Source organism: Nocardia sp. NPDC050435 (genome assembly GCF_040655395.1).
In the GTDB taxonomy this organism is placed as follows: domain Bacteria; phylum Actinomycetota; class Actinomycetes; order Mycobacteriales; family Mycobacteriaceae; genus Nocardia.
This window is the reverse complement of record NZ_JBFAJW010000009.1, coordinates 159676-182950: the sequence shown is the minus strand read 5'-3', so window position 1 is coordinate 182950 and position 23275 is coordinate 159676. Positions and strand designations below refer to the sequence as shown.

The window sequence follows — 23275 nt, the reverse complement described above, 5'->3', positions numbered from 1 at the left end:
ATGGCTCTCGCTAACCAGTCACGGCGAGCCAGGTAATGCTAACCTTACCTCCTTGAGTTAGGTCAGCATTACCTTGGAGGATCGTTGGCGACCACGCACGAACGCCTGCGCGTCGAAGATGTGACCACCAGGGGCGGGCCGGAACCGGCGGCGGTGATGGCACAGCTGGCGGCTGCTGACCGATTCGGCGAATACGTCATGTACGAGCGCCCGGGGGAGTGGGTGTTCGCGGCCGACCCGATCGGCGCCGTCGAACTCGACGCGCACGAACTCCGGGTGGCCTGGGCGGGGCAGTCCACCGTCAGCGGATGGAGCGGGCGACCCGCCGCCGTCCTCGATCGGGCACTCGGGATGCTGCCGCTCGGCGACCGGAAAGCCTACGGCTGGATCGGCTTCGAGTTCTGTGCCTGGGCCCTGGCCGCCACCGCACACGTCGGCGAGCGGACACCGCTGGCGCACCTGATGATTCCGCGGATCGAGATCGTGCTGAACGATTCGGGCGTGCGGATCACCGGCGCCACGGAGGCCGAGGCCGTCGAGATCCGCGCGCTGGTGGCGGCGGCGGCCGCGACGCCGATGCCGCAGCCGCACCCGGCCGACATCCGTCCGGATCCGACCGGTTATCAAGACCGGGTCGCGGCCGCGGTCGCCGAAATCCGTTCCGGCCGTTACCAGAAGGTGATCCTGTCCCGGAAGGTCGAACTGCCGTTCGCGGTGGACGTGCCCGCCACCTACCGGCTCGGCCGCGCGAACAACACGCCGGCGCGGTCGTTTCTGCTGCGCCTGGGCGGCCTGGAGGCGGCCGGATTCTCCCCGGAACTCGTCGCGGCGGTGGACGAGGACCGAATGGTGACGACCGAGCCGCTGGCCGGTACCCGCGCCTTCGGCTTCGGCGAGTCGATCGATCTGGCGGCGCGCGCGGATCTGCTCAGTGATCCGAAAGAGATTGTGGAGCACGCGATCTCGGTGCAGACCTCCTTCGCCGAAGTGGCCGCGGTGGCCGAGCCGGGCAGCACCGCGGTCTCGGATTTCATGGCGGTGCGCGAGCGCGGCAGCGTGCAGCACCTGGCCTCCACGGTGCGCGGCCGGCTGGCTCCGGGGCGGTCCAGCTGGGACGCGCTGGAGGTGCTGTTCCCCTCGGTGACCGCCGCCGGTATCCCCAAGCAGGCGGGCGTCGACTCGGTCTTCCGGCTGGACGGCGCGCCGCGCGGGCTGTATTCCGGTGCGGTGGTGACGGTTTCGCCCACCGGCGCGCTGGAGGCGACGCTGGTGCTGCGCGCGGTGTACCAGAACGCCGAGGGCGCCTGGCTGCGTGCGGGCGCGGGCGTGGTCGGGCAGTCGCGCCCGGAGCGAGAATTCGAGGAGACCTGCGAAAAGCTCGGCAGCGTAGCGCCTTACCTCGTGCAGGCCTGAGCGCCGGAGCCGGGCGGCATCGGAAGAGGCCGCCCGGCTTCGTCGTTCAGTGCGCGGCGCGCAGCGCCTTCTTGTCGATCTTGCCGACCGCGGTGACGGGCAGCCGGTCGGCCTGCCGCAGCACATCGGGCAGTTTGTAGGTGGCCAGGCCGCGGTCGGTGAGGAAGGTCTTGATCTCGGCGAGACTCGGCAGCTCACCTCCCACGACCAGGACGGCGCAAACCTTCTCGCCGAGCGCGGGATCCGGCAGGCCCACGGCCGCGGCCTGGCGCACCGCCGGATGCGCGAGCAGGTGCTCCTCGAGCTCGTCGCAGGAGACGTTCTCGCCGCCGCGGTTGATCACGTCCTTGATCCGCCCGGAGACGATCAGGTGGCCGGAGGGCAGCTGTCGCACCAGGTCGCCGCTGCGGTAATAGCCGTCGGGGGTGAACGCGCGCGCGTTGTGCTCGGGTGCGCGGTAGTAGCCGCGAATCGTGTAGGGCCCCTTGGTGAGCAGCTCGCCCTCGGCCCCGGGCTCGACATCGTCGCCCGCGCCGTCGACCACCCGGATCTCGTCGGCGGGTGCGAGCGGCCGCCCCTGGGTGGTGTGCAGCAGCTCGGCCGGATCGTCGAGCCGGGTGAAGTTGAGCAGGCCCTCGGCCATGCCGAACACCTGCTGCAGGGTGGCCCCGAGCGCGGGCGTGACCTCCTTGGCGTTGACTTCGGCCAGGCGGGCGCCGCCGACCTGGAGCAGGCGCAGCGAACTCAGGTCGGCCTCCTCCCATTCGGTGGCCGCGCACCACAGCTGGGCCAGGGGTGGCACCACCGCCGTCACTGTGACGCGGTGGCGCTCGATGGCGGCGAAGGCGCTCTCCGGGCTCGGATCGGTGACGAAGGCGACCGCGCCGCCGGTGGCGATGGTGCCCAGGATGCCGGGGCAGGCCAGGGGGAAGTTGTGCGCGACCGGCAGCGTCGCGAGGTAGACGTCTGCGGCGCCGAGCGCGCAGATCCCGGCGCTCGCGGTGGCGTTGTAGACGTAGTCGTCGTGGGTGCGGGCGATCAGCTTGGGCAGGCCGGTGGTGCCGCCGGAGACCAGCATCAGCGCGATGTCGGCCGGGTCGATCGCGGGCAGCGTATCGCCTTCGTGGGGCACCGAATTCAGGTCGGTGAACGCGCCCGGGTCGCCGGCGACGAGGACGTGGCGTAGCGACGGCACGGCGGCGCGGACCGACGCGGCCAGCTCGCGATAGTCGAAATCGCCTTGGCGGTCGGCGATGACGTAGGCCGTGGCCTCGGAAAGCGCGGCCAGATGCTCGATTTCGGCCCGGCGGTGCGCGGGCAGGGTGAGGACCGGAATGATCCCCGCGCGCAGCAGTCCGAACAGCACGGTCAGGAACTCGGCGATATTGGGCAGCTGTACGACCACCCGGTCGCCGGGCGTCAAGCCGAGCGCGAGCAGGCCGTGCGCCATCCGGTCGGCCGCTGTGTCCAGCTGTGCATAACTCCAGGACCCCGTGTCGCCGAGCAGGAGTGGCCGATCGGGCTGCCGCTGCGCGGTTTCCCGCAGCAGTTCGCCCAGGGGGCGCCCGGTCCAGAAGCCCGCCGCGCGGTAGGAATTCGCCGCTTCGGCGGGGAAGGGAACGTAGCCGGTGCGGTGGTCGGTGGGCGTGGAAGTCACGGTGTGCCTCGCATGCTGGTGGTGATCAGAGCCTCTTATGTAGGTTAGGCAACCCTATCTCAGTGCGATACCCTTGGCGCGAGCATTATCGATCCGCCCCGCGCGGCGGCGACCGAGGAGTGACAGCCGCATATGGAGTCAGCGCAGATCAGCCGGGAGGACATCCGGGCAGCCATTGCCGCACAACTGGGTATCGACGCCGCCGACATCGCCACCGGCGCCGACCTGATCCAGCTCGGGCTCGACTCCATCCGCACCATGAAACTGGCGGGCGGCTGGCGCAAGCGCGGCATCGACATCAACTTCGCGCAACTGGCGGCGCAACCGACCGTGGACGGCTGGTTCGAATTGCTCGGCGGTACCGACGAATCCGCGCCCGCCGCACCCGCGCCGGTCGCGCCTGCCGCACCCACGCTCGCCGCGCCTGCCGCACCCATCGCGCCCGCGCTCGCCGCGCCCGCACCCACCGCGCCCGCGCTCGCCGCACCCGCCGCACCCGCACCCGCGCTCGCCGCACCCGCGTCCACGCTCGCCGCGCCCGCGCCGGTCGGGAGCACGCCGGAGGACAACGCCCCGTTCCCGCTCGCGGCGATGCAGCACGCCTACTGGATCGGGCGCTCCGACGAGCAGGATCTGGGCGGCGTGGCGGCCCACCTCTACGTCGAATTCGACGGTCCCGGCGTCGATCCCGAGCGCCTGGGCCGGGCGGTCGACGACCTCGTCGCCGCGCACCCGATGCTGCGCACCCGGGTGCTGCCCGACGGCACCCAGCAAACCTTGGCGGCGCCCGGCCTGCCGGTGTACTCGGTGGTCGACCTGCGCGCACACGAGCCCGCCGCGGCCGCGGCCGAACTGGAGCGTTTGCGCGACCGCAAGACGCACCAGCGCCTGGCCATCGAGGAAGGTCAGGTCCTGGACGTCACGCTGAGCCTGCTCGGAGCGGACCGCACCAGGCTGCATCTGGACGTCGACATGACCGCGGGCGACGCCATGAGCTACCGCGTGCTGATCGCGGATCTGGCCGAGCTCTACCACGGCGGGTCGCTGCCCGAGCAGCGCTACAGCTACCGCCGCTACCGCACCGAGCGCCCGGTGGACGCCGCCGCGCGCGACCGCGACCGGCAGTGGTGGCAGGACCGGTTGGCGGACCTGCCCGGCGCACCCGAATTGCCGACCATCCCGGTCAGCGAGCGGGTCGACCCGCACCGCACGGTCCGCTTCGACTACTGGCTGGAACCGGCGGCCAAGCAGCGCCTGCTCGCGGCGGCGCACGCCCGGGGCATCACGCCGGCGATGGCGCTGGCCGCGGTGTTCGCCGAGACGATCGGCGGCTGGTCGGCGCAGAGCCGGTTCCTGCTCAATGTGCCGCTGTTCCACCGGGAGCCGGTGCACCCGGACATCGACCGGGTGATCGGCGACTTCACCTCCTCGATCATGCTCGAGGTGGATGTCAGCGCGAACGTCTCGGTGACCGAGCGCGCCAAGGCCTTACAGCGCACCATGCACGAAAGCGGTTCGCACACCGCGTATTCCGGGCTCGAGGTGCTGCGTGATCTGGGCCGGCACCGCGGCGAGCCGGTGCTAGCGCCGATCGTCTACACCAGCGCGCTCAACCTGGGCGAGCTGTTCGCGACAACGGTGACCGAGACCTTCGGTGCGCCGGTCTGGATCATCTCGCAGGGCCCGCAGGTGCTGCTGGACGCCCAGGTCACCGAGGTGCGCGACGGGCTGCTGCTGAACTGGGATGTGCGCGCCGCCGCGTTCCCGGCGGGCCTGATCGAGGACATGTTCGCCCGCTACACCGCCGCCGTCGGCCGGCTCGGCGCGGGTGATGCGGGCTGGAACGCCGAAGCCGCTGTGCGCCTTCCGGTTTCCCAGGCCGCGGTGCGCGCCGCGGTGAACGCGACCGACGGACCGGTCTCCGGCCGGGCGCTGCACGAGGGCTTCTTCGAGCACGCGCGCCGCATGCCGGACGCGCCTGCGGTGCGCTGGACGCTCGACGACACCGACGGCGGCTGGAGCTACGGCGAGCTCGCCGCGCAGGCGCTGGCGGTGGCGGGCGCGCTGCACGAGGCGGGCGTGCGCCCCGGTGCGGCGGTCGCGGTGCAGCTGCCGAAAGGGCCGGATCAGATCCTGGCGGTGCTCGGCGTGCTCGCGGCGGGCGCCGCGTACGTGCCGATCGGTTTCGACCAGCCGGTGGGGCGGCGTGCGGAGATCCTGCGCACCGGTGACGTGGTGGCCGCGCTCACCGTCGACGACGCCGACCTGGGCGATCCCGGCATCGCCCGCGTGCCGCTGTCGGCGGCCCGGCGGCACACGAGTCCGCTTGCCGCGCCGGTGCTTCCGGATACCGAGGCGATCGCCTACGTGCTGTTCACCTCCGGGTCGACCGGGGTGCCCAAGGGGGTGGAGGTGCCGCACCGCGGCGCGATGAACACCATCGACGCGGTGAACGAGTGGTTCGCCGTCGACGCCCGCGACAGCGTGCTGGGCCTGTCGGCGCTGGAATTCGACGCCTCGGTCTACGACATGTTCGGGATGTTCGCGGTCGGCGGTTCGGTGGTGGCGTTGTCGGCCGCGCAGCGCGCGGAGGCCACCAGCTGGGTGGAACTGCTGACCCGGCACCGGGTTTCGATCCTGAACTGCGTGCCGAGCATGCTCGACATGATCTTGGAGATCGGTGGCGACCGGCTCGGCGACTCGCTGCGCGCGGTGACCCTGGGCGGCGACTGGGTGGGCGCGGACCTGGCCCGGCGACTGGCCCGGCAGGTGCCGGGCTGCCGGTTCTCCGGTCTGGGCGGCGCCACCGAGACCTCGATCCACAACACCATCTGCGAGATCTCCGAGCCGCCGGCGCACTGGGCCACCATCCCGTTCGGGGTGCCGCTGCGCAATGTGCGCTGCCGCGTGGTGAATTCGGCGGGTCGGGACTGCCCGGACTGGGTGCCGGGCGAATTCTGGGTCGGCGGCGCGAATGTGGCCGCGGGCTATCGCAACGATCCCGAGCGGACCGCGCAGCGGTTCGTCGACCACGACAACATGCGCTGGTACCGCACCGGTGACATGGCGCGCTACTGGCCGGACGGCACCATCGAATTCCTCGGCCGCGCCGATCATCAGGTGCAGATACGCGGCTACCGGGTGGAGCTGGGCGAGGTGGAGAGCGCGCTGCGGACCGCGCCCGGTGTGCGGCACGCGGTGGCCGCGGTGGTCGGCGCGGGTGCGCCCAAGCTGGTCGCCGCGGTCGCGGGCACCGAGCTCGGCGGCGCCGCGGACATCGTGGCGGCCGTAGCAGACCTGTTGCCCGGGTACATGATTCCGACCCGGATCGAGATCCTGGAGCGGATGCCGCTGACCGGCAACGGCAAACTGGACCGCCGCGCGGTGCTGGCACTGCTGGAGCCGGGCGCGAACGAGGCGGTCGACACCGCGCCCGCGACGGCGCTGGAGACCGCGCTGGCGGCGATCGTGGCCGAGGTGCTCGGCGTCGAGCGGATCGGCGTGCACGACGATTTCTTCGCCGCCGGCGGCGATTCCGTGCTCGCGACGACCGCGGTCGCCCGGGCCCGGGACTGGCTGGAGATCGGCGACGCGCGGGTCGCCGATCTGCTCGCCGGCCGGACGGTCGCCGGCCTGGCCCGGCGGCTGCTCGAGCGCGAGCGCGAGCACGGTGCCGCTGGGCGTTTGGAGACCGTCGCCACGCTGTATCTGGAGGTGGCGGCGATGTCCGACGACGAGGTGCTCGCCGAGGCGTGAGGGCTCAGGACTTGGCCAGGAAGGCGGCCAGCGAGTCCAGCAGCATGGTCGAGCCCTGCTCGGCCATGTCGCGCTCCTCGGCGGAGGCGCACTCCTGGCTGAGCACGGCCTCGGTGCTCGCGCCCTTGTCGGTGAGTTCGAGCTTCATCACGGTGGTGCCGGTCGGGGTGGGCATGTCCATCACGAGCAGCCGCTCGGGCTCCACCTCGAGGTAGGTGCCGTTGATCTCGATCGCGGGGCCCTCGGGGCCCTGCACGGCCGCCGACCAGGCGCCGCCCGGCCGCACGTCCTGGTGCACCGAGCCGGGCACGGAGTAGGACCACTGCTCGTACTGCTTGTCGTCGGTCCAGGCCTGCCAGACGGCGGCGACCGGGGCGTCCAGGGTGCGGGTCAGGCGGTAGGAGAAGTCGCTCATCATCATCATCTCTTTCGAAGTTCCAGTGGGTGGGTTCGCTGATATGACGGCGTCGCCCGCGCGAACCTATCGCGAATTCGAGTGGCGTGCATCACAGCTCGGAACAGGCGGCCGGGCCACCGGTCGCGAAGTGGACCGAGACGGTGGCGGGTCCGGTGGGTCAGGATCGGAGCATGGTGCAGACGGCGGCGATTCTCGGTGTGGCGGCAGCGGCGTTGGGCATGGTGCTCACCCCGGGACCCAACATGATGTATCTGGTCTCGCGCACGGTGTCGCAGGGCCGGCGGGCCGGGCTGATCTCGCTGGCCGGCGTCGCGGCCGGGTTCGGCGTCTACCTGGCCGCGGCGACGGCCGGGATCACGGCGGTCTTCGCGGTGGTGCCGGGCCTGTATCTGGCGGTGAAGCTGGCCGGCGCGGCCTACCTGCTGTGGCTGGCCTGGCAGGCGATCAAACCGGGCGGGACCTCGGTGTTCGCGCCGACCGCGCTGCCCGCGGATCCGGTGCGGCGGCTGTTCACCATGGGCCTGGTCACCAATCTGCTCAATCCCAAGATCGCGATCATGTACATGGCGCTGATCCCGCAGTTCGTGGCGCCCGAGCGCGGGCAGGTGTGGCTGCAGAGCCTGGGCCTGGGCGCGGTGCAGATCGCGGTGGCGCTCACCGTCAACGGGCTCATCGTGCTGGGCGCGGGCGGGATCGCGGGCTTCCTGACCGGACGGCCGCTGTGGCTGCGGGCGCAGCGCTGGGTGATGGGGTCGATGCTCGGAGCCATCGCGGTGAAACTGGCGACCGACAAGGCGCGGCCCGTGCCCGCCTGACCCGGAGCGGGTGTCGCGGACGCTCCGGCGCGACCGGCGTGCCAACCTGCTGTGCAGGATCCGCACGAAGGGAGCGATGAATGGGCGCCGGGCTCGAGCTTGTGGCGGGGCAGTTCGACGACGCGGTGACCGCCGCGCACCACGCCGGCGAGCTGCTGGGGGTCGTCGCGTTCGCCACCTCCGGCGCGCTGCTCGCGGTGCGCAAGAACCTCGACATCTTCGGCATGGCCGTGCTGGCCTGCTCGACCGCGCTGGGCGGCGGCGTCATTCGCGATCTGCTGGTGGGGCGCACCCCGCCCGCCGCGTTCACGGACCTGACCTACCTCACCGCGGCGCTGCTGGTCACGCTGGTCGTCTTCTTCCGGCACCCGTCGGCCCGGCTGACCCGCGGTCCGCTGGAGATCGCCGACGCGATCGGCCTCGGCCTGTTCTGCGTCACCGGCACCGTGGTCGCCTACACCGCCGGCGCGGGCGCGCCGTCGGCCGCGCTGCTGGGCATGGTCACCGCGATCGGCGGCGGCGTGATCCGCGATCTGCTGGGTGGGCAGGTGCCCAGCGTGCTGCGCCCCGACCAGGACCTCTACGCGGTGCCCGCGCTGCTCGGCGCGACGGCCACGGCGATACTGCTGCACTTCGGCCTCTACCAGGCGTGGACGGGTTTCCTGGCCGCGTTGCTGGCCATCGCCTTCCGGCTGCTCGCGCGCCGATTCCAGTGGCGCGCACCGCTGGCCCGCCACAGCCCACTGCCCTAGACGCGCACGCCCGCGCGCAGCCGGCGCACACCCTCGTCGATGGTCTCGTCCTTCTTGCAGAAGGTGAAGCGCACCAGGGAATTCCAGGACTGCTTGTCGTCGGCGAAGACGCTGATCGGCACGGCGGCGACGCCGAGCCGCTCGGGCAGTTGCCGGCAGAACTGCAGGCCGTCGGCGCCGCCGAGCGGCGTGATGTCGGCGCACACGAAATAGCCGCCGGCACTGGACTTCACGTCGAAGCCGGTGTCGCGCAGCGCGGCGGCGAGGCGAAGCCGCTTGTCCGACAGATCGTCTCGCAGGCCGGCGACCCAATCGAGTTCGTGCTCCAGGGCGTAGGCGACGGCGGGCTGGAACGGGCCGCCGGCCACGAAGGACATGAACTGCTTGGCGGCCAGCACGCCGTCGATCAGGCGTGCGGGGCCGCAGGCCCAGCCCGTCTTCCAGCCGGTGACGCTGAAGGACTTCGCGGCGCTGGAGACCACGACGGTGCGCTCGGCCATGCCCGGCAGGGTGGCGATGCCGATGTGCTCGTGCCCGTCGAAGACCAGGTGCTCGTAGACCTCGTCGGTGAGTACGAGCAGGTCGTGCGCGCAGGCGAGTTCGGCGATCGCGGTGAGGTCGGCGCGGTCCAGAATGGTGCCGGTCGGGTTGTGCGGGGAGTTCACCACGATCATGCGGGTGGCGGGGGTGATGGCGGCGCGCAGGCTGTCCAGGTCGAGCACGAAGCGGTCGCCGTCGGCGACCAGGCGGGCGGTGCGCCGGGTGGCGCCGGCCAGGGCGACCGCGGCGGCGTAGGAATCGTAGTACGGCTCGATCAGCACGACCTCCTGGCCGGGCTCGACCAGGCCGAGCAGGGTGGCGCTGATCGCCTCGGTCGCGCCGACGGTGACCAGCACCTCGGTGTCGGGGTCGTAGTGGGTGTCGTAGCGGCGGGCCCGGTCGGCGGCGATGGCCTGGCGCAGCACCGGCATCCCGCGGCCGGGCGGGTACTGGTTGAGCCCGTCGGCGATGGCCTGGCGCGCGACCTCGAGCATGGCGGCGGGGCCGTCGGTGTCCGGGAAGCCCTGGCCGAGGTTCACCGCGCCGTGGCGGACGGCGAGTTCGGTCATCTCGGCGAAGATCGTCGAGGCGAAGGGGCGCAGGCGGGCGACTGTCGCGGAGCTCGTGGACACCTTGGAAGGGTAGCCCAGCGGTCGCCATCGTTGCCAACAGATAGCGAAAGGCTATGTTTCACATTATATTCGAGCCTCTGAACTGCATGGTTGTGAGTTCTCTGCAAGGCAGCTAGCCTCGCCGTGTTCTACCTCACAAAACCGCCCCTCGGGGCGGGTTCTCGAAAGGGGCGCTCATGGCCTCGTATCTCGACCTGGTACTGCAACCGGCGGCGTCGGAGGTCGCCGGATCAGTCCTGGGTTACCTTCGCGACATCGCCCACGATCTGATCGGCGGCAGCTTCCTCGGCTCCTCCACCGGAGATTTCTTCGGCGGTTCGTCAACGGGCAATCACGGCACCGGGTCCTCGACCGGTGACTGGTTCACCGGTTCGACCATTCCGTAACAGCGAGCGGGAGTGCCGGGCCGGACGATGAGGGTCCGGCCCGGGCACTCAGAGCCGCACCCCCGACAGCTTCGCGGGGTTGGCGTGATCGTAAGTGCCCCAGATGGTTTCGTCGGTGACGGTGAAACCGACCACCCGGGTGCGGCCGTCGTTGCGCTTCACGATCAGGCCCAATTGCCCGTTCACCAGGGCGAATTCGTAACGCAGCACGGCGGCGTCGGTGTCCCCGATGCCGTAGCGGCCGGTCAGGCCGAGCAGGAAGCGGGCGATCCGGTCGGCCCCGTCGATGACGTTCACCGCGGTCGAGGTGGTGCCGTTGGCATCGCCGACCAGGCGCGAATCCGGGTGCAGCGCCGCCGTCACCGCCGCGATATCGCCCTCGGCGAGCGCGTCCAGCAGGCGGCGCACCGCCGCCTCATGCTCGCCGTCCGGCACCGGCTCGGGCACCCCGGCCACTGCTTTGCGGGCCCGCACCGCCAGCTGCCGGGCGGCATCCGCGGAAACGCCCAGCAGCTCCGCGATCTCGTCGAACGGCACCGAAAGCCCGTCGTGCAGCACGAAAGCCACGCGCTGCGGCGGGGTCAGCGTGTCCAGCACGACCATGGCCGCCATGCGGGTGTCCTGCTTGCGCACCACCTGCTCCAGCGGATCCGCATCCCGGGCGCCGCCCAGCCGGGTGACGACCGGCTCCGGAAGCCATTGCCCCACATACGCTTCACGCCGCACGGCGGCACTGCGCAAGCGGTCCAGGCAGATTCGGGACACCACGGTGGTCAGCCAGGCGCGCAGATCGTCGATCTCGGACTGGTGCACCCCGGCCAGCCGCAGCCAGCTCTCCTGGACCGCGTCCTCCGCGTCGCTGACGCTTCCGGTCAGCCGGTAGGCGACCGAGAGCAGATGCGCTCGATGCGATTCGAACAGATCAGCGAGAAAAGCGGCTACCACCAGGGGGATTCTACGGGGCGCGGGGAACGGCCCGGCGCACCGGATGCGCATGCCACCATGAATCCCGTGGAGGAACGCGCGCTCGCCGACGGGACGGTCTGGCTGTCGCCGCCCACGGCGGCGGATATCGACACCATCACCGCCTGCTGCCAGCACCCATCGATCGGCGCCTGGGTGACCATTCCGCTGCCGTATCTCCGGGCGCACGCCGCGGCCTTCCTCGAGGATCTGGTGCGGCCGGGCTGGGCCGGGCGCAGCCCGACCTGGGCGCTGCGGCCGGACAAGGACGGCCCGGTGATCGGCATGATCGGGCTGGAGGCGCTGGACCCCTCGGCCGCCGAGGTCGGCTATTGGCTGGTGCCGGACCATCGGTCGCGCGGGCTGATGACGCGCGCGCTGGGCCTGGTCTGCGATTACGGATTCGACGCCGAGACGCTGGGCTTGCAGCGGATCACCTGGCGCGCCTTCGTCGGCAACCACGCCTCGGCGGCGGTCGCGCGGCGCAACGGATTCCGCTACGAGGGCATGCAGCGGCTGGGCAGCCTGCAGCGCGGCGTCCGCCGCGACACCTGGGTGGCCGGCCGGCTGGTCACCGATCCCGGCGAGCCTGCCGCCGAATGGCCGATCTGATCGCCGGAATCCGCGGCTCCGGGGCGCACGGCGTCCTACATTGCGAGGATGACCGACGACGCGCGCTTCCGGTGGATCGTGGCGACGATGGCGGTGCGGCCGCGGGACCGGATCCTGGAGATCGGGCCCGGGTCCAGTGCCTCCATCGCCTGTCTGGCCTCGGCCCTGAACGGCGGTCACTATGTCGGGATCGACCGCTCCGCCACGGCGATCGACCGTGCGACCAAGCGGCACGCGGCGCTGGTCGCGTCGGGGCGTGTCCGCTTGGTGCGGGCCGGCTTGGAAGAGCTGAGCGCCGGGAGTGTGGTCGGCGGAATCGACTTCGGGGCCGCGAGTTTCGACAAGGTGCTGGCGATCAACGTCAACCTGTTCTGGACCAGATCACCCGCGGCGGAGCTCGCGGTGATCCGGGAGCTGCTGGTCCCCGGCGGCACGCTCACCCTCTGCTACGGCTACGGCGGTCCCGAGGCCGCGCCGGCCGGTCCGAAACCGCCCGGGGACAAGCTGACCCGTTATCTGGCGGCGTCCGGTTTCACCGCGCGCACGGTCGGAGCGGGCGATCTCTTCGGCGTCGTCGCGACGGCCGAGTGAGGCGGAATTTCTCGGCACCCGTTGTGCATTGGCCACATCGCGGCCATCTGCGTTGAGGGAAAGTCCCAGAGCCGTGCCCGCTTCGGGCGATTCCGCTGGCTAACGCCGTTAGGTTTCCTTCGCATCGCCAATGGTGGCGTTCGAGGAGGTTCACGGGATGACACGACGTACCGGCCGATATTCGCGCAGCGCACTGGTCAGTGCCGTGCTCACAGCGACCGCCGCACTGGCGATCGGGGTGGGAGCCCCGCTCGCCGTCGCGGAGGAACCGCAGGCCCCGACCGCGCAGGCCCTGGCCGACGCCATCAACCAGGGCCGGCGCCCGGCGGCGGTGGCCGACTCCGGCAGCAGCTCCGGATCCGCGGGCAGCCATGCCACGGTGGCGCTCGGCGCGGGGCCCGAATTCGGCTCCGCGCTGGCCGCTTTCGGGTATGGGCTGCTGCACCCCAACGCCGCCCCGGCCGGTGCCAACGACTGGAACTGCCGCCCCAGCCCGGAGCACCCGCGCCCGGTGCTGCTGGTGCACGGCACCTGGATGAACGCCTACGACGGCTTCGCCTATCTCGCACCGCGATTGGCGCGCGCCGGGTACTGCGTCTTCGCCATGAATCACGGGCAGGCGAACCCCATGGAGGGTGGCGGCCTGGGGCCACTGCTGCCGGGCCGCAACGGTGTCGCGTACATGGAGGACTCCGCCCGGCAGCTGGCGCGCTTCGTCGATCAGGTGCTGGCCGCCACCGGCGCGGAACAGGTCGACCTCATCGGTCACTCGCAGGGCGGGACGGTGGCCAACCAGTATCTGAAGTTCGAGAACGGTGCGCCGAAAGTGCAGCGGCTCATCACCTTCGGCGCCACCCATCACGGCACCTCGCTGCTCGGGCTGGCGACGCTCGGCCGCATGATCACCGACGCGGGCATCGACATCCTGGGCTTCTACGAACTCTTCGTCGGCCACGCCAATATCCAGCAGACGGTCGGCTCGCCGTTCGTGCGCGCGCTGGGCAAGGACGGCGACACCGTGCCCGGTGTCGCCTACACCGTCGTCGGATCGCGCTACGACGAGGTCACCAACCCCTACCAGCTGACCTTCCTCGCGGCCGGGCCCGGTGCGACCGTCGACAACATCACCCTGCAGGACGGCTGCGAGCAGGACTTCTCCGATCACCTGACGATGATGTATTCGCCCCGGGCGGTATCGATCGCGCTGCGCGCGCTGGACCCGGCGGCGCAGCCGGATCTGGTGTGCGCCTTCAATCCCTGGCTGATCGGCGGGGGCGGCAGTCTCTAACTAGACTGCGGCCATGAGCGGCTGGGACATTGCGGACATCCCCGATCAGACCGGGCGGCGAGTCATCGTCACCGGCGCGAACAGCGGATTGGGGGCCGCGGCGGCATCGGCGCTGGCCGCGGCCGGCGCCGAGGTGATCCTGGCCTGCCGCAATCTGGAGAAGGCGGCGCCGGTGGCGGCCGAGATCGGGGCGCGAGCGCAGGTGCGCGCCCTCGATCTGGCCGATCTGGCCTCGGTGCGCGAGTTCGCGGCCGCCGTGGACCGGGTCGACGTCCTGATGAACAACGCCGGGGTGATGGCGGTGCCCGCCAAGCGCACCGCCGACGGCTTCGAAATGCAGTTCGGGACAAATCATCTCGGCCACTTCGCGCTGACCGGCCTGCTGCTGGACAAGATCACCGATCGCGTGGTGACGGTGTCCAGCTGGGGCCACCGCTTCGGCCGGATCAATCTCGGCGACCCGAACTGGGAAAGCCGCCGCTACGACCGCTGGCTGGCCTACGGCCAGTCCAAGCTGGCCAACCTGCTGTTCACCGCGGAATTGCAGCGCCGGCTGACGGCGGCCGGTTCGGCCACGCTCGCGACCGCGGCGCACCCCGGCTACGCCGCCACCGAATTGACCACGCACACCGAATCCGTCATGGACCGGTTGCTGTCGATCGGCGACAACACCATCGCCCAGAGCGCCGAAAAGGGCGCGCTGCCGCAGCTTTTCGCGGCGACCGCGCCCGTGGAGCCGGGCGGCTACTACGGCCCGCACGGCATCGGCGGACTGCGCGGATACCCGGTGCGCTGCGGCTCCAGCAAGGCCGCGCGGGACGAGCGCAAAGCCGCGGAGCTGTGGGAACTTTCGGAGAAGCTGACCGGCGTCAGCTATCGATTCGCGGGGTGACGCCGGCCTCCAGCGGGTCCGCTCAAAGAATTCCCAGGTCGTAGAACAGCTGGTAGCGATCGGGATCGTCGGGCAGGAACCAGTGCAGGCCCGCCAGGCAGAACACCGAGACCAGATTGATCACCAGCACCAGCGCCAGGAAGCCCAGCGCGAACAGACCGATGCCGCGATGCGCGCCCGTCGGGGTGAAGCGCGCGGCGGCGGTGCGGTACCCGAAGGCGAGCACCAGGCCGATGGCGAAGATCGCGGCGACGAACAGGATCCATGCCCAGACGTAGAGGTGCAGGCCGAGCACCGCGCCGCCGTAACCCACCGGCCCGTCCGGCTTCTGCCAGTCGTTGATGTGCAGCATGGTCTGACGCCACGCGGTGAAACCGCCTGCGAGGCAGCCCAGTACGGCCAGACCCCAGCCGGTCATGTAATCGCGGGCGGTGACGACGCCGAGCATGCCCTTGCGGACGATGAGGGCCGCGCCGAGCGCGGTCAGCGCCATGAAGATCCGCTGCAGCATGCACAGCGGGCAGGGGTAATCCCAGGAGCCGAATTGCACCGCCAGGCCGCCGCAGATGACGCCGGTCCAGCCGACGACGAAAATGCAGGCGAGCCAGTACTGTAATTGCCCCGCGAAATCCGGTTTCGCATTCTCGGTCATCGCCTCACCACGTCAATCCGAGGCCGAGACCGCTGGTGATGTGATGCCGCAGCAGTATCAGCGAAGCGATCAGCACAATCCACCAGGCGAGCAGAACAACCCGCCGGGACCGCTGCGTGAAGATCGCGAAAAGCACGAAGAGCAACCCGCCGAAGATGAGCGTGTCCATGTTTCGGACGCTACTCGCTCCGTCCTCTACCTGCGGGAATGACACTCTGGTGAATCCCGCGCCGCACGAATGTCACACTCGCGGCGGTGCCGTCGTCCTCTCTGTGAAGCCAACAGACGATCACGAAGGCAGGCACATCATGGACGCTCGGTTCGATTACCACGGCAACGAGAACGGCGCGAAGTTCGTCAAGCGCATCGGAAACGCCGGAATGGTCGTGGACAATTCCACACTGCCCCGGCCGACCCAGGAACTCGTGAAATTGCGCGCCAGCCAGATCAACGGCTGCGGTTTCTGCGTCGATATGCATTCCAAGGACGCCGCGCACGCCGGCGAGACCGCGGTGCGCCTGAACCTGGTGGCGGCCTGGCGCGAAGCCACCGTCTTCACCGACGCCGAACGCGCCGCGCTGGCCCTCACCGAGGAGGGCACCCGGCTCGCCGACGCCCACCCCGGCGTCACCGCCGACACCTGGACCCAGGTGCGCAAGCACTACGACGACGATCAGATCGCGGCGCTGATCTCGCTGATCGCCCTCATCAACGCCTACAACCGGATGAACGTCCTCGCCGGCGTCCCGGCCGGGGACTACCAGCCCGGTCAGTGGTGAGCGGCCCGGCGGCCGGATCCGCTCCGGCCGCCGGACGTAGGACCCACAAAAGGCGTCCGGCTCGATAATCTCGAGGTACCGGATGTGACGTTGAGCGCCCTGCGGATGAGGCCTGGTTTGTCCCTGCTACAGTCGGCGACGTGCAGCACGCATATTTCTGGTTTAGCAAGCCGGCCCTGGGTGGGCCGGTCTGCGGCATGTGCCTGCGCTGACCAACCTCCACCCCGAGCCGGATGACGACCGGCTCGACGGGTTCTCGAAATTCCGTGGGTCGGCCTGACGAAAAGGAACCCACACTATGACCACCGCAGTTGATGTCGACGCGCGGCATTCGGATCTGGACGACCAGCGCACCCTGTCGGTGAGCCCGTTGCGCTCGCCGGCCGAGGTGCGCCGCGTGCACCAGATCACCGATGCCCTCGCCGACACCGTGCGTGCGGGCCGCAAGGCGACCGTCGACGTGCTCAACGGTGCCGACGACCGCCTGATGGTGATCGTCGGCCCGTGCTCGGTGCACGATCCCGCCGCCGCGATCGAATACGCGCGACTGCTGGCCGCCAAGGCCGCCGAGCTGAGCGACCGCCTGCACATCGTGATGCGGGTGTACTTCGAGAAGCCGCGCACCACGCTGGGCTGGAAGGGCCTGATCAACGACCCGCATCTGGACGGCTCCTTCGACGTCAACACCGGCCTCGGCATCGGCCGCAAGCTGCTGGTGGACATCACCGGCCTGGGCCTGCCGGTGGCGTGCGAGTTCCTCGACCCGATCACCCCGCAGTACATCGCCGATCTGGTCTCCTACGGCGCGATCGGCGCGCGCACCGCGGCCAGCCAGGTGCACCGTCAGCTGAGCAGCGCGCTGTCCATGCCGGTCGGCATCAAGAACGGCACCGACGGTGACGTGCAGGTCGCGGTCGACGGCGTGCGCGCCGCGGCGGCCAGCCACGTCTTCCCGGGCACCGACCTGGACGGCCGCTCGGCGCTGATCCGCACCAGCGGCAACCCGGACTGCCACGTCATCCTGCGCGGCGGCAGCACCGGCACCAACTACGACGCCGCCTCGGTCGCCGAGGCCTGCCTGCGCCTGGAGAAGGCGGGCCTGGCCGAGCGCGTGGTCGTCGACGCCAGCCACGGCAACAGCAACAAGGACCACAATCGTCAGGTCGACGTGGTCACCGATATCGCCGGCCGCCTGGCCGCCGGTGAGCCGGGCGTGGTCGGCGTCATGCTGGAGAGCTTCCTGGTCGCGGGCCGGCAGGATCTGACGCTGGGCCGGCCCGGGGAGCTGGCCTACGGCCAGTCCATCACCGACGCCTGCCTCGACTGGGAGACCACGGCCGCGCAGCTGGATCGTCTCGCCGAGGCGGTACAGCAGCGTCGCGAGAGCTGACCGGCTCGCGCACAGGGTCTTTCGCCGGTGCACCCGCCGCCCGTCCCGGCCGTCCGCCGGGCGGGGCGGCGTGCCCGTTCCGCCGAGGGGAACAAAATCGGTGGTCCGGACGCTGAAGTACCGAGTCCGAGTGCCGCTGCCTGCGGGTTGTCGGTGGGTTCGGGGAGAATGGGGCGACCGCGCGCGAGCGATCGGACCGGGAGGGTCCAGCCGCCGCTGACAAGGGAGAGATCTGTGACCGACGGTCCGTTGATCGTGCAAAGTGACAAGACGCTGCTGCTCGAGGTCGATCACGAGCTGGCCGGCGCCGCGCGCCAGGCCATCGCGCCGTTCGCGGAACTGGAGCGGGCCCCCGAACACGTGCACACCTACCGCGTCACGCCGCTGGCGCTCTGGAACGCCAGGGCGGCCGGGCACGACGCCGAGCAGGTGGTCGACGCGCTGGTGAACTTCTCCCGGTACGCGGTGCCGCAACCGCTGCTGGTGGACATCGTCGACACCATGGCCCGCTACGGCCGGTTGCAGCTGATGAAGCATCCCGCGCACGGCCTGGTGCTCAACAGCCTGGACCGCGCGGTGCTGGAGGAAGTGCTCCGGCACAAGAAGATCGCACCGATGCTGGGCGCGCGCATCGACGACGACACCGTGGTCGTGCACCCGTCCGAGCGCGGCCGGATCAAGCAGATGCTGCTGAAGATCGGCTGGCCCGCCGAGGATCTCGCGGGCTATGTCGACGGCGAGGCGCACCAGATCGACCTCGACTACGAGGGCGGGCACTGGGAGCTGCGCGATTACCAGCAGCTGGCCGCGGATTCGTTCTGGGCCGGCGGTTCGGGTGTGGTGGTGCTGCCGTGTGGCGCCGGCAAGACGATGGTCGGCGCGGCCGCCATGGCCAAGGCGAAGGCCACCACACTGATCCTGGTCACCAATACCGTGGCGGGGCGGCAGTGGCGGCGTGAACTGCTGGCTCGCACCTCGCTCACCGAGGACGAGATCGGCGAGTACTCCGGTGAGCGCAAGGAGATCCGCCCGGTCACCATCGCCACCTACCAGGTGATCACCCGCCGCACCAAGGGTGAATACAAGCATCTGGAGCTCTTCGACAGCCGCGATTGGGGCCTGGTCGTCTACGACGAGGTGCATCTGCTGCCCGCGCCCGTCTTCCGGATGACGGCCGATCTGCAATCCCGCCGCCGTCTCGGGCTGACGGCGACGCTGGTGCGCGAGGACGGCCGCGAAGGCGACGTGTTCTCGCTGATCGGCCCCAAGCGCTACGACGCGCCGTGGAAGGACATCGAGGCGCAGGGCTGGATCGCGCCGGCCGATTGTGTGGAGGTCCGGGTCACCCTCACCGACGCCGAGCGCATGGCCTACGCGACGGCCGAGCCCGAGGAACGCTACAAGCTGTGTTCCACGGCGCGCACCAAGATTCCGGTCGTGAAATCCATCCTGGCCCAGCACCCGGACGCGCCGACCCTGGTGATCGGCGCCTACCTCGACCAGCTGGACGAGTTGGGCGCGGCCCTGAACGCCCCGGTGATCCAGGGGTCGACCAAAACCAAAGAGCGCGAAGAGCTCTTCGACGCGTTCCGGCGCGGTGAGATCCCGGTGCTGGTGGTCAGCAAGGTCGCGAACTTCTCCATCGATCTGCCGGAAGCCTCGGTGGCGGTGCAGGTTTCGGGCACCTTCGGGTCTCGGCAAGAGGAGGCCCAGCGACTGGGCCGGCTGCTGCGGCCGAAGCACGATGGTGGCCAAGCCCACTTCTATTCGGTCGTCGCGCGTGACACGCTGGATGCCGAGTACGCCGCGCATCGGCAGCGTTTTCTGGCGGAACAGGGGTATGCGTACCGCATAACGGATGCCGACGACCTGCTGGGGCCGGCCATCGGATAAGGAAGAAAACGTGCGACGCTTCGATTTCCCGGTCGATCACAGCCACGCCCACGCGGTGAACGAAGTCCTCGCCGACGTGCGCCGCCTGCGTGTGCTGGCGATCGCGGGCGCCGTCGTCGCCGGGGTGATCGCCGCCTACCTGATCTGGCTGGGCCACGCCTGGTCCTACCTGCTGGCGATCGCGTTCGTGCTGGGCGCGGTGGTGGCACTCTGGATCACGGTGTGGGCGCCCCGCAAGTTCAGCATCGACAAGCTCTACGCCACCGGCGATCTGGTGCCTGCGGTGGTCTCGGAGACGCATCCGGGCGGCGTGGTGCTGCTCGCGCTGGTCGATGTCGCGAAGCCGGCCGCCGCGGATCCGCTCTACGCGCTGGTCATCCGCAAGGTGCGGGATCTGCCCGGGCACGAGCGGCGCGCGGGGGAGCGGGTGCCCTCGGTCGCGGTGCGCAACGAACGGGCGCCGCGGCAGGTGGGGGAGCGCTGGCAGACGGTCAATCCGATGCCGATCGCCTGGGGCACCACCGACGGCACCGTCATCGAGCGCGCCCGCGCCGCGATCAGCGAGGCCGAATGGCGTTTGCTGACAAACAATCTCGGGCTGGCGGCCAAGGTCCGCCGCAGCTCGGCCAAGCGGCTGCTGCTGGATCCGCAGCAGCTGCCCGACGACCTCGGGGCCTGAGTTCCGATACCCCGATATCCCCTTGCCGGGGTGCATAGACTCGGAAGATGGTTCCGGTCGCAAATCTGCTGGCCTTCTCGGTCGCCGCCCTGGTCATCATCGTCGTCCCGGGTCCGGGCGTGCTGTTCGCCATCGGGCGCGCGCTCGCCCTCGGCCGCCGGGCCGCCCTGCTCTCGGTACTGGGCCACGCGGTCGGCGTGCTGGTCTCGCTGCTGTTGGTCGCGATCGGGCTGGGCGCCATTCTCACCGCCTCGGCCCTGGCCCTCACCCTCGTGAAGTTCGGCGGGGCGCTCTACTTGATCTACCTCGGCGTGCAGGCCATCCGCGACCGGAAGTCGCTGCGCGCGGCGCTGGACGCGCAGGCGCCGGCGCAGCGGGACACGCGGGTGCTCCGCCAAGGCGTTATCGTCGGGATCACGAACCCGAAGGCGATCATCTTCTTCTCGGCGGTGCTGCCGCACTTCATCGATCCGGCGGCCGGGTCCTACGTTCTCCAGCTGCTGGTGCTGGGCGCGATTTTCCTGGTCATCGCGCTGATCTCGGACAGCGCGTGGGCGTTGGGCGCTGCGGCGGCGCGCGGCTGGTTCGCCCGCTCCCCGCGCCGGCTGGAGGCGGTCGGCGCGACCGGCGGCGCGATGATCGTCGGCCTCGGCGCGTCGGTTGCGCTCAGCGGCGCGGCGAAATAACCGACTACCATCGCCGCAGTGCCAATGTTCGCCGGCACGATCCCGAGTCCGAGGTGATCGAGAGAGGCGGTTGGTTCGTATGAGATTGTCCGGCCTGTGCGGTGTCGTCGTCGCCGGCGTACTGGTCCTCGCCGCGCCGGGTGTGGCGCAGGCGGATCCGTTCCTCGGCGCCCCCGGGCTGGGTGATCCCTACTATCCGCTGGACGGCAACGGCGGCTACGACGTCGGGCACTACGAGATCGGCATCGACTACGACCCGCCCACCCGCCATCTGGCCGGCAGCGCCCGGATCGAGGCGCGGGCGACGCAGGCGCTGCGCGCGTTCAATCTCGATTTCGACGGGCCCGAGGTCCGGATGGTGACGGTGAACGGGCTGCCCGCGGCCTGGGACCGCAACGGCGAGCACGAGCTGACCATCACCCCCTCGGTGCCCCTGCTGCCGGGGCTGCCGTTCGTCGCCCTCGTCGATTACGCGGGCCCCGCGCGCGACGAGATGGGCGCGGGCTGGACCATCTCGCCCAGCGGCGGCGCGTTCGTGGCGGGCGAGCCGCACTCGGCGGCGACCTGGTACCCGCTCAACGACACCCCCTTGGACAAGGCGACATTCACCCTGCACACCACGGTGCCCGCCGAGTGGGAGGTGATGTCCAACGGCCGGCGCACGCGCAACGAGGTGCGCGGGGACAAGCGAATCGTCAGCTGGGAATCCAAGCACCCGGTGCTCGGCTACCTGACCACCGTCGCCATCGACCGGTTCAGCTTCCTCGAGCAGCAGCGTCCCGACGGCACCCCGCTGCTCAGCGCGTTCGCGCCGCAGGCGGAGGACAACCGGGAGACCGAGCGCCGCCTGCCCGAGATCCTCGATTTCGCCGAGAGCCTCTACGGCCCCTACCCGTTCGACGCGGCGGGCGGCATCTACGTCGACGCCGAACTGGAGATCTCGCTGGAAACCCAGACCCGACCGATCTACGCCCCCTGGACCGATCTGGAGACGGTGGTGCACGAGATCGCGCACCAGTGGTGGGGCGACGCGGTCTCGGTGCGGCAGTGGTCCGACATCTGCCTGAACGAGTGCTTCGCCAGCTACACCGCCGACTACCTGTGGGGCGAGCGCAAGGAGGGCGTCGACGTCGACGCCCAGTATCGGGAGAAGGTCGCGAAATACCTGGACGACCCGAAGTTCTGGTCGATTCCGCTCGATAATCCCGGCGCGGGAAGGGAATTCACCTCGGTCTACTATCGCGGGCCGCTGTTCCTGCACGCACTGCGCAAGCAACTCGGCGACGAGGTCTTCTTCGGCGCGGTCAAGGAATTCCTGCGCGCGCACGCCTACGGCAACGCGTCCATGCTGGAGTTCCGCACGTTCGTGCAGTCGAAGTCGGGCACCGATCTGACCGGCTTCCTGCGCGCGTGGCTCGACACCGAGGAGCCGCCCGCCGACGAGTACCTGTTTCCGGGCGCGCTGCGGGTCTGAGCCTCAGTCGAGGCCGTCACGGGCCCGCTCGACCCGGCGTTCGGCGCGGTTCAGCTGGCGTTGCGCGGCCCGAAGTTCTTCGTGCGCGGTGCGTTCGGCGGATTTCGCGAACTGCTTCTCGTGCTCGGCGTGCTCGAGATCGGCCCGCAGCCGAGTGATGCGGGCTTCGGCGTCGGCCAGGCGGCCTTCGGCTCGTTCGCTCGCCTGCTGGGCGGAATCCTGTGCCGCGCGGGCGGTTTCGAGCGCCGCCCGGGCCTCGTCGAGTTCCTGGCGCGCGGTGTCGGCGGGCGGCGGCTCGGGCATCTTGCGCGCCGTGTGCGGTGCGACGGCGACCAGCGCCGGGCCCTCCGGGCCGAAGCCCTCGTAGGCGGCGGCGGTCGCCAGGGTTCCGGTGTGCACCTGCTCGGCCACCGCGTCGTCGGCGAGCGCCGCAGTGAGGGTCTGGCCGACCTCGCGCAGCACGGCCTCGCTCACCGGGTGCCCGTGCTCGGCGGCCAGCGCGCCGGCCTGCTTGGCCAGGGCGTTGACCACCTGCTGGCGCTGGGTGGTGAGGGTGCGCAGCTGGGCGCCGGACAGCTCGCGCTGGGCGGTGCGCAGGGCCGCGCCGAGTCGCAGCAGCCCGTCCACATCCTCGGGTGCCGAGCGGGCCAGCAAATTGACCGTCCACGCCGTGACGGTGGGTTTGCGCAGCTTGCCGATGGCCGTGGCCCGGGCCTTGTCTCCGGCCGCTTTGGCCTGGTCGACGCGCGCTTTCCGCGCCGCCACGAACTCCGCCGGGGGCAGCCCGTACAAGTCGCGGGCAACGTCGTCGACCGTCATACTCGCCAAGCGTAACGACTCGAGGCCGCCGAGCGACAGACTCCCTGAATTGGACGATCGTCCACGAAGTGGGCGACCTTGTGGAAGGCATTGCTAGTGAATAACTTTGGTACTCAGTTGCTGCTCGGACTCGCCCCTCGCCTGCTCGGCTTCTCGCTGCTGGCCCTGTGGGGCATGGGCTCGCTCTG

General features: G+C 70.4%; 22 protein-coding genes. 15 read left to right on the top strand and 7 right to left on the bottom strand.

Translation table 11 applies throughout. The features are described from left to right. The first annotated feature begins 84 nt into the window (after positions 1 to 84). A complete protein-coding gene (locus tag AB0I43_RS26705) occupies positions 85 to 1413 on the top strand; it encodes a salicylate synthase (RefSeq protein WP_357432764.1) in 1329 nt (442 codons plus the stop codon). A gap of 46 nt (positions 1414 to 1459) precedes the next feature. Here AB0I43_RS26705 and AB0I43_RS26700 read toward each other — a convergent pair whose 3' ends face one another. Then, positions 1460 to 3070, bottom strand: coding sequence for an AMP-binding protein (locus AB0I43_RS26700; protein ID WP_356975052.1), 1611 nt, complete (start codon positions 3068 to 3070; stop codon positions 1460 to 1462). Positions 3071 to 3202: 132 nt separating this feature from the next. On the opposite strand from AB0I43_RS26700, the gene AB0I43_RS26695 reads away from it, so the two are divergent. After that, positions 3203 to 6826 (top strand): amino acid adenylation domain-containing protein, encoded by a 3624-nt coding sequence (locus AB0I43_RS26695; RefSeq protein ID WP_357432763.1) that lies wholly within the window; start codon positions 3203 to 3205, stop codon positions 6824 to 6826. A gap of 4 nt (positions 6827 to 6830) precedes the next feature. On the opposite strand, the gene AB0I43_RS26690 is transcribed toward AB0I43_RS26695, so the two are convergent. Continuing rightward, complete coding sequence (locus AB0I43_RS26690) at positions 6831 to 7250, bottom strand: SRPBCC domain-containing protein (RefSeq protein WP_357432762.1); 420 nt, start codon at positions 7248 to 7250, stop codon at positions 6831 to 6833. Positions 7251 to 7414: 164 nt separating this feature from the next. Between AB0I43_RS26690 and AB0I43_RS26685 the strand changes: the two genes are divergently transcribed. Then, the gene (locus AB0I43_RS26685; protein ID WP_356975058.1) at positions 7415 to 8059 is read left to right on the top strand and encodes a LysE family translocator; all 645 of its coding nucleotides are present in this window, start codon (positions 7415 to 7417) and stop codon (positions 8057 to 8059) included. A gap of 80 nt (positions 8060 to 8139) precedes the next feature. Further along, on the top strand, positions 8140 to 8811 hold the full coding sequence (locus AB0I43_RS26680) for a trimeric intracellular cation channel family protein (protein WP_356975060.1): 672 nt from the start codon (positions 8140 to 8142) through the stop codon (positions 8809 to 8811). On the opposite strand, the gene AB0I43_RS26675 is transcribed toward AB0I43_RS26680, so the two are convergent. Further along, positions 8808 to 9920, bottom strand: coding sequence for a pyridoxal phosphate-dependent aminotransferase (locus tag AB0I43_RS26675; protein WP_357432879.1), 1113 nt, complete (start codon positions 9918 to 9920; stop codon positions 8808 to 8810). The two genes, AB0I43_RS26680 and AB0I43_RS26675, sit on opposite strands and share 4 nt — an antisense overlap. A 239-nt stretch (positions 9921 to 10159) precedes the next feature. Here AB0I43_RS26675 and AB0I43_RS26670 point away from each other — a divergent pair, with 239 nt between their 5' ends. Beyond that, the gene (locus AB0I43_RS26670) at positions 10160 to 10369 is read left to right on the top strand and encodes a hypothetical protein (RefSeq protein ID WP_356975062.1); all 210 of its coding nucleotides are present in this window, start codon (positions 10160 to 10162) and stop codon (positions 10367 to 10369) included. Positions 10370 to 10417: 48 nt separating this feature from the next. Here AB0I43_RS26670 and AB0I43_RS26665 read toward each other — a convergent pair whose 3' ends face one another. Continuing rightward, positions 10418 to 11314: a sigma-70 family RNA polymerase sigma factor gene (locus AB0I43_RS26665; protein WP_357432761.1), complete on the bottom strand. Its 897-nt coding sequence runs from the start codon at positions 11312 to 11314 to the stop codon at positions 10418 to 10420. A gap of 66 nt (positions 11315 to 11380) precedes the next feature. Here AB0I43_RS26665 and AB0I43_RS26660 point away from each other — a divergent pair, with 66 nt between their 5' ends. The 4 genes from AB0I43_RS26660 to AB0I43_RS26645 all read left to right on the top strand — a co-directional run bounded on the left by AB0I43_RS26660 (position 11381) and on the right by AB0I43_RS26645 (position 14715). Continuing rightward, positions 11381 to 11944 (top strand): GNAT family N-acetyltransferase, encoded by a 564-nt coding sequence (locus AB0I43_RS26660; RefSeq protein ID WP_356975065.1) that lies wholly within the window; start codon positions 11381 to 11383, stop codon positions 11942 to 11944. A gap of 48 nt (positions 11945 to 11992) precedes the next feature. Further along, positions 11993 to 12535: a class I SAM-dependent methyltransferase gene (locus tag AB0I43_RS26655; RefSeq protein ID WP_357432760.1), complete on the top strand. Its 543-nt coding sequence runs from the start codon at positions 11993 to 11995 to the stop codon at positions 12533 to 12535. A gap of 157 nt (positions 12536 to 12692) precedes the next feature. After that, a complete protein-coding gene (locus AB0I43_RS26650) occupies positions 12693 to 13823 on the top strand; it encodes an alpha/beta fold hydrolase (protein WP_357432759.1) in 1131 nt (376 codons plus the stop codon). Positions 13824 to 13836: 13 nt separating this feature from the next. Next, positions 13837 to 14715: an oxidoreductase gene (locus AB0I43_RS26645; protein ID WP_357432758.1), complete on the top strand. Its 879-nt coding sequence runs from the start codon at positions 13837 to 13839 to the stop codon at positions 14713 to 14715. A 22-nt stretch (positions 14716 to 14737) separates the two neighbouring features. Here the strand turns inward: AB0I43_RS26645 and AB0I43_RS26640 are convergent, their stop codons facing one another. Continuing rightward, on the bottom strand, positions 14738 to 15367 hold the full coding sequence (locus AB0I43_RS26640; protein WP_357432757.1) for a disulfide bond formation protein B: 630 nt from the start codon (positions 15365 to 15367) through the stop codon (positions 14738 to 14740). 4 nt (positions 15368 to 15371) lie between these two features. Continuing rightward, positions 15372 to 15536, bottom strand: a complete 165-nt coding sequence (locus AB0I43_RS26635; RefSeq protein ID WP_356975075.1) for a DUF5993 family protein — start codon at positions 15534 to 15536, stop codon at positions 15372 to 15374. A gap of 139 nt (positions 15537 to 15675) precedes the next feature. On the opposite strand from AB0I43_RS26635, the gene AB0I43_RS26630 reads away from it, so the two are divergent. From AB0I43_RS26630 to AB0I43_RS26605, 6 genes are all read left to right on the top strand, one after another. Next, complete coding sequence (locus AB0I43_RS26630) at positions 15676 to 16146, top strand: carboxymuconolactone decarboxylase family protein (protein ID WP_357432756.1); 471 nt, start codon at positions 15676 to 15678, stop codon at positions 16144 to 16146. Between the two features lie 298 nt (positions 16147 to 16444). Further along, positions 16445 to 17536, top strand: a complete 1092-nt coding sequence (locus AB0I43_RS26625) for a 3-deoxy-7-phosphoheptulonate synthase (RefSeq protein ID WP_357432755.1) — start codon at positions 16445 to 16447, stop codon at positions 17534 to 17536. Positions 17537 to 17770: 234 nt separating this feature from the next. Continuing rightward, a complete protein-coding gene (locus tag AB0I43_RS26620) occupies positions 17771 to 19429 on the top strand; it encodes a DNA repair helicase XPB (RefSeq protein WP_357432754.1) in 1659 nt (552 codons plus the stop codon). A gap of 10 nt (positions 19430 to 19439) precedes the next feature. Beyond that, positions 19440 to 20108 (top strand): DUF3239 domain-containing protein, encoded by a 669-nt coding sequence (locus tag AB0I43_RS26615; RefSeq protein WP_357432753.1) that lies wholly within the window; start codon positions 19440 to 19442, stop codon positions 20106 to 20108. Positions 20109 to 20155: 47 nt separating this feature from the next. After that, positions 20156 to 20794 (top strand): LysE family translocator, encoded by a 639-nt coding sequence (locus AB0I43_RS26610; RefSeq protein ID WP_357432752.1) that lies wholly within the window; start codon positions 20156 to 20158, stop codon positions 20792 to 20794. 79 nt (positions 20795 to 20873) lie between these two features. Continuing rightward, positions 20874 to 22268: a M1 family metallopeptidase gene (locus AB0I43_RS26605; RefSeq protein WP_357432751.1), complete on the top strand. Its 1395-nt coding sequence runs from the start codon at positions 20874 to 20876 to the stop codon at positions 22266 to 22268. Positions 22269 to 22271: 3 nt separating this feature from the next. On the opposite strand, the gene AB0I43_RS26600 is transcribed toward AB0I43_RS26605, so the two are convergent. Then, positions 22272 to 23087: a hypothetical protein gene (locus tag AB0I43_RS26600; RefSeq protein ID WP_357432750.1), complete on the bottom strand. Its 816-nt coding sequence runs from the start codon at positions 23085 to 23087 to the stop codon at positions 22272 to 22274. Between the last annotated feature and the right edge of the window lie 188 nt (positions 23088 to 23275).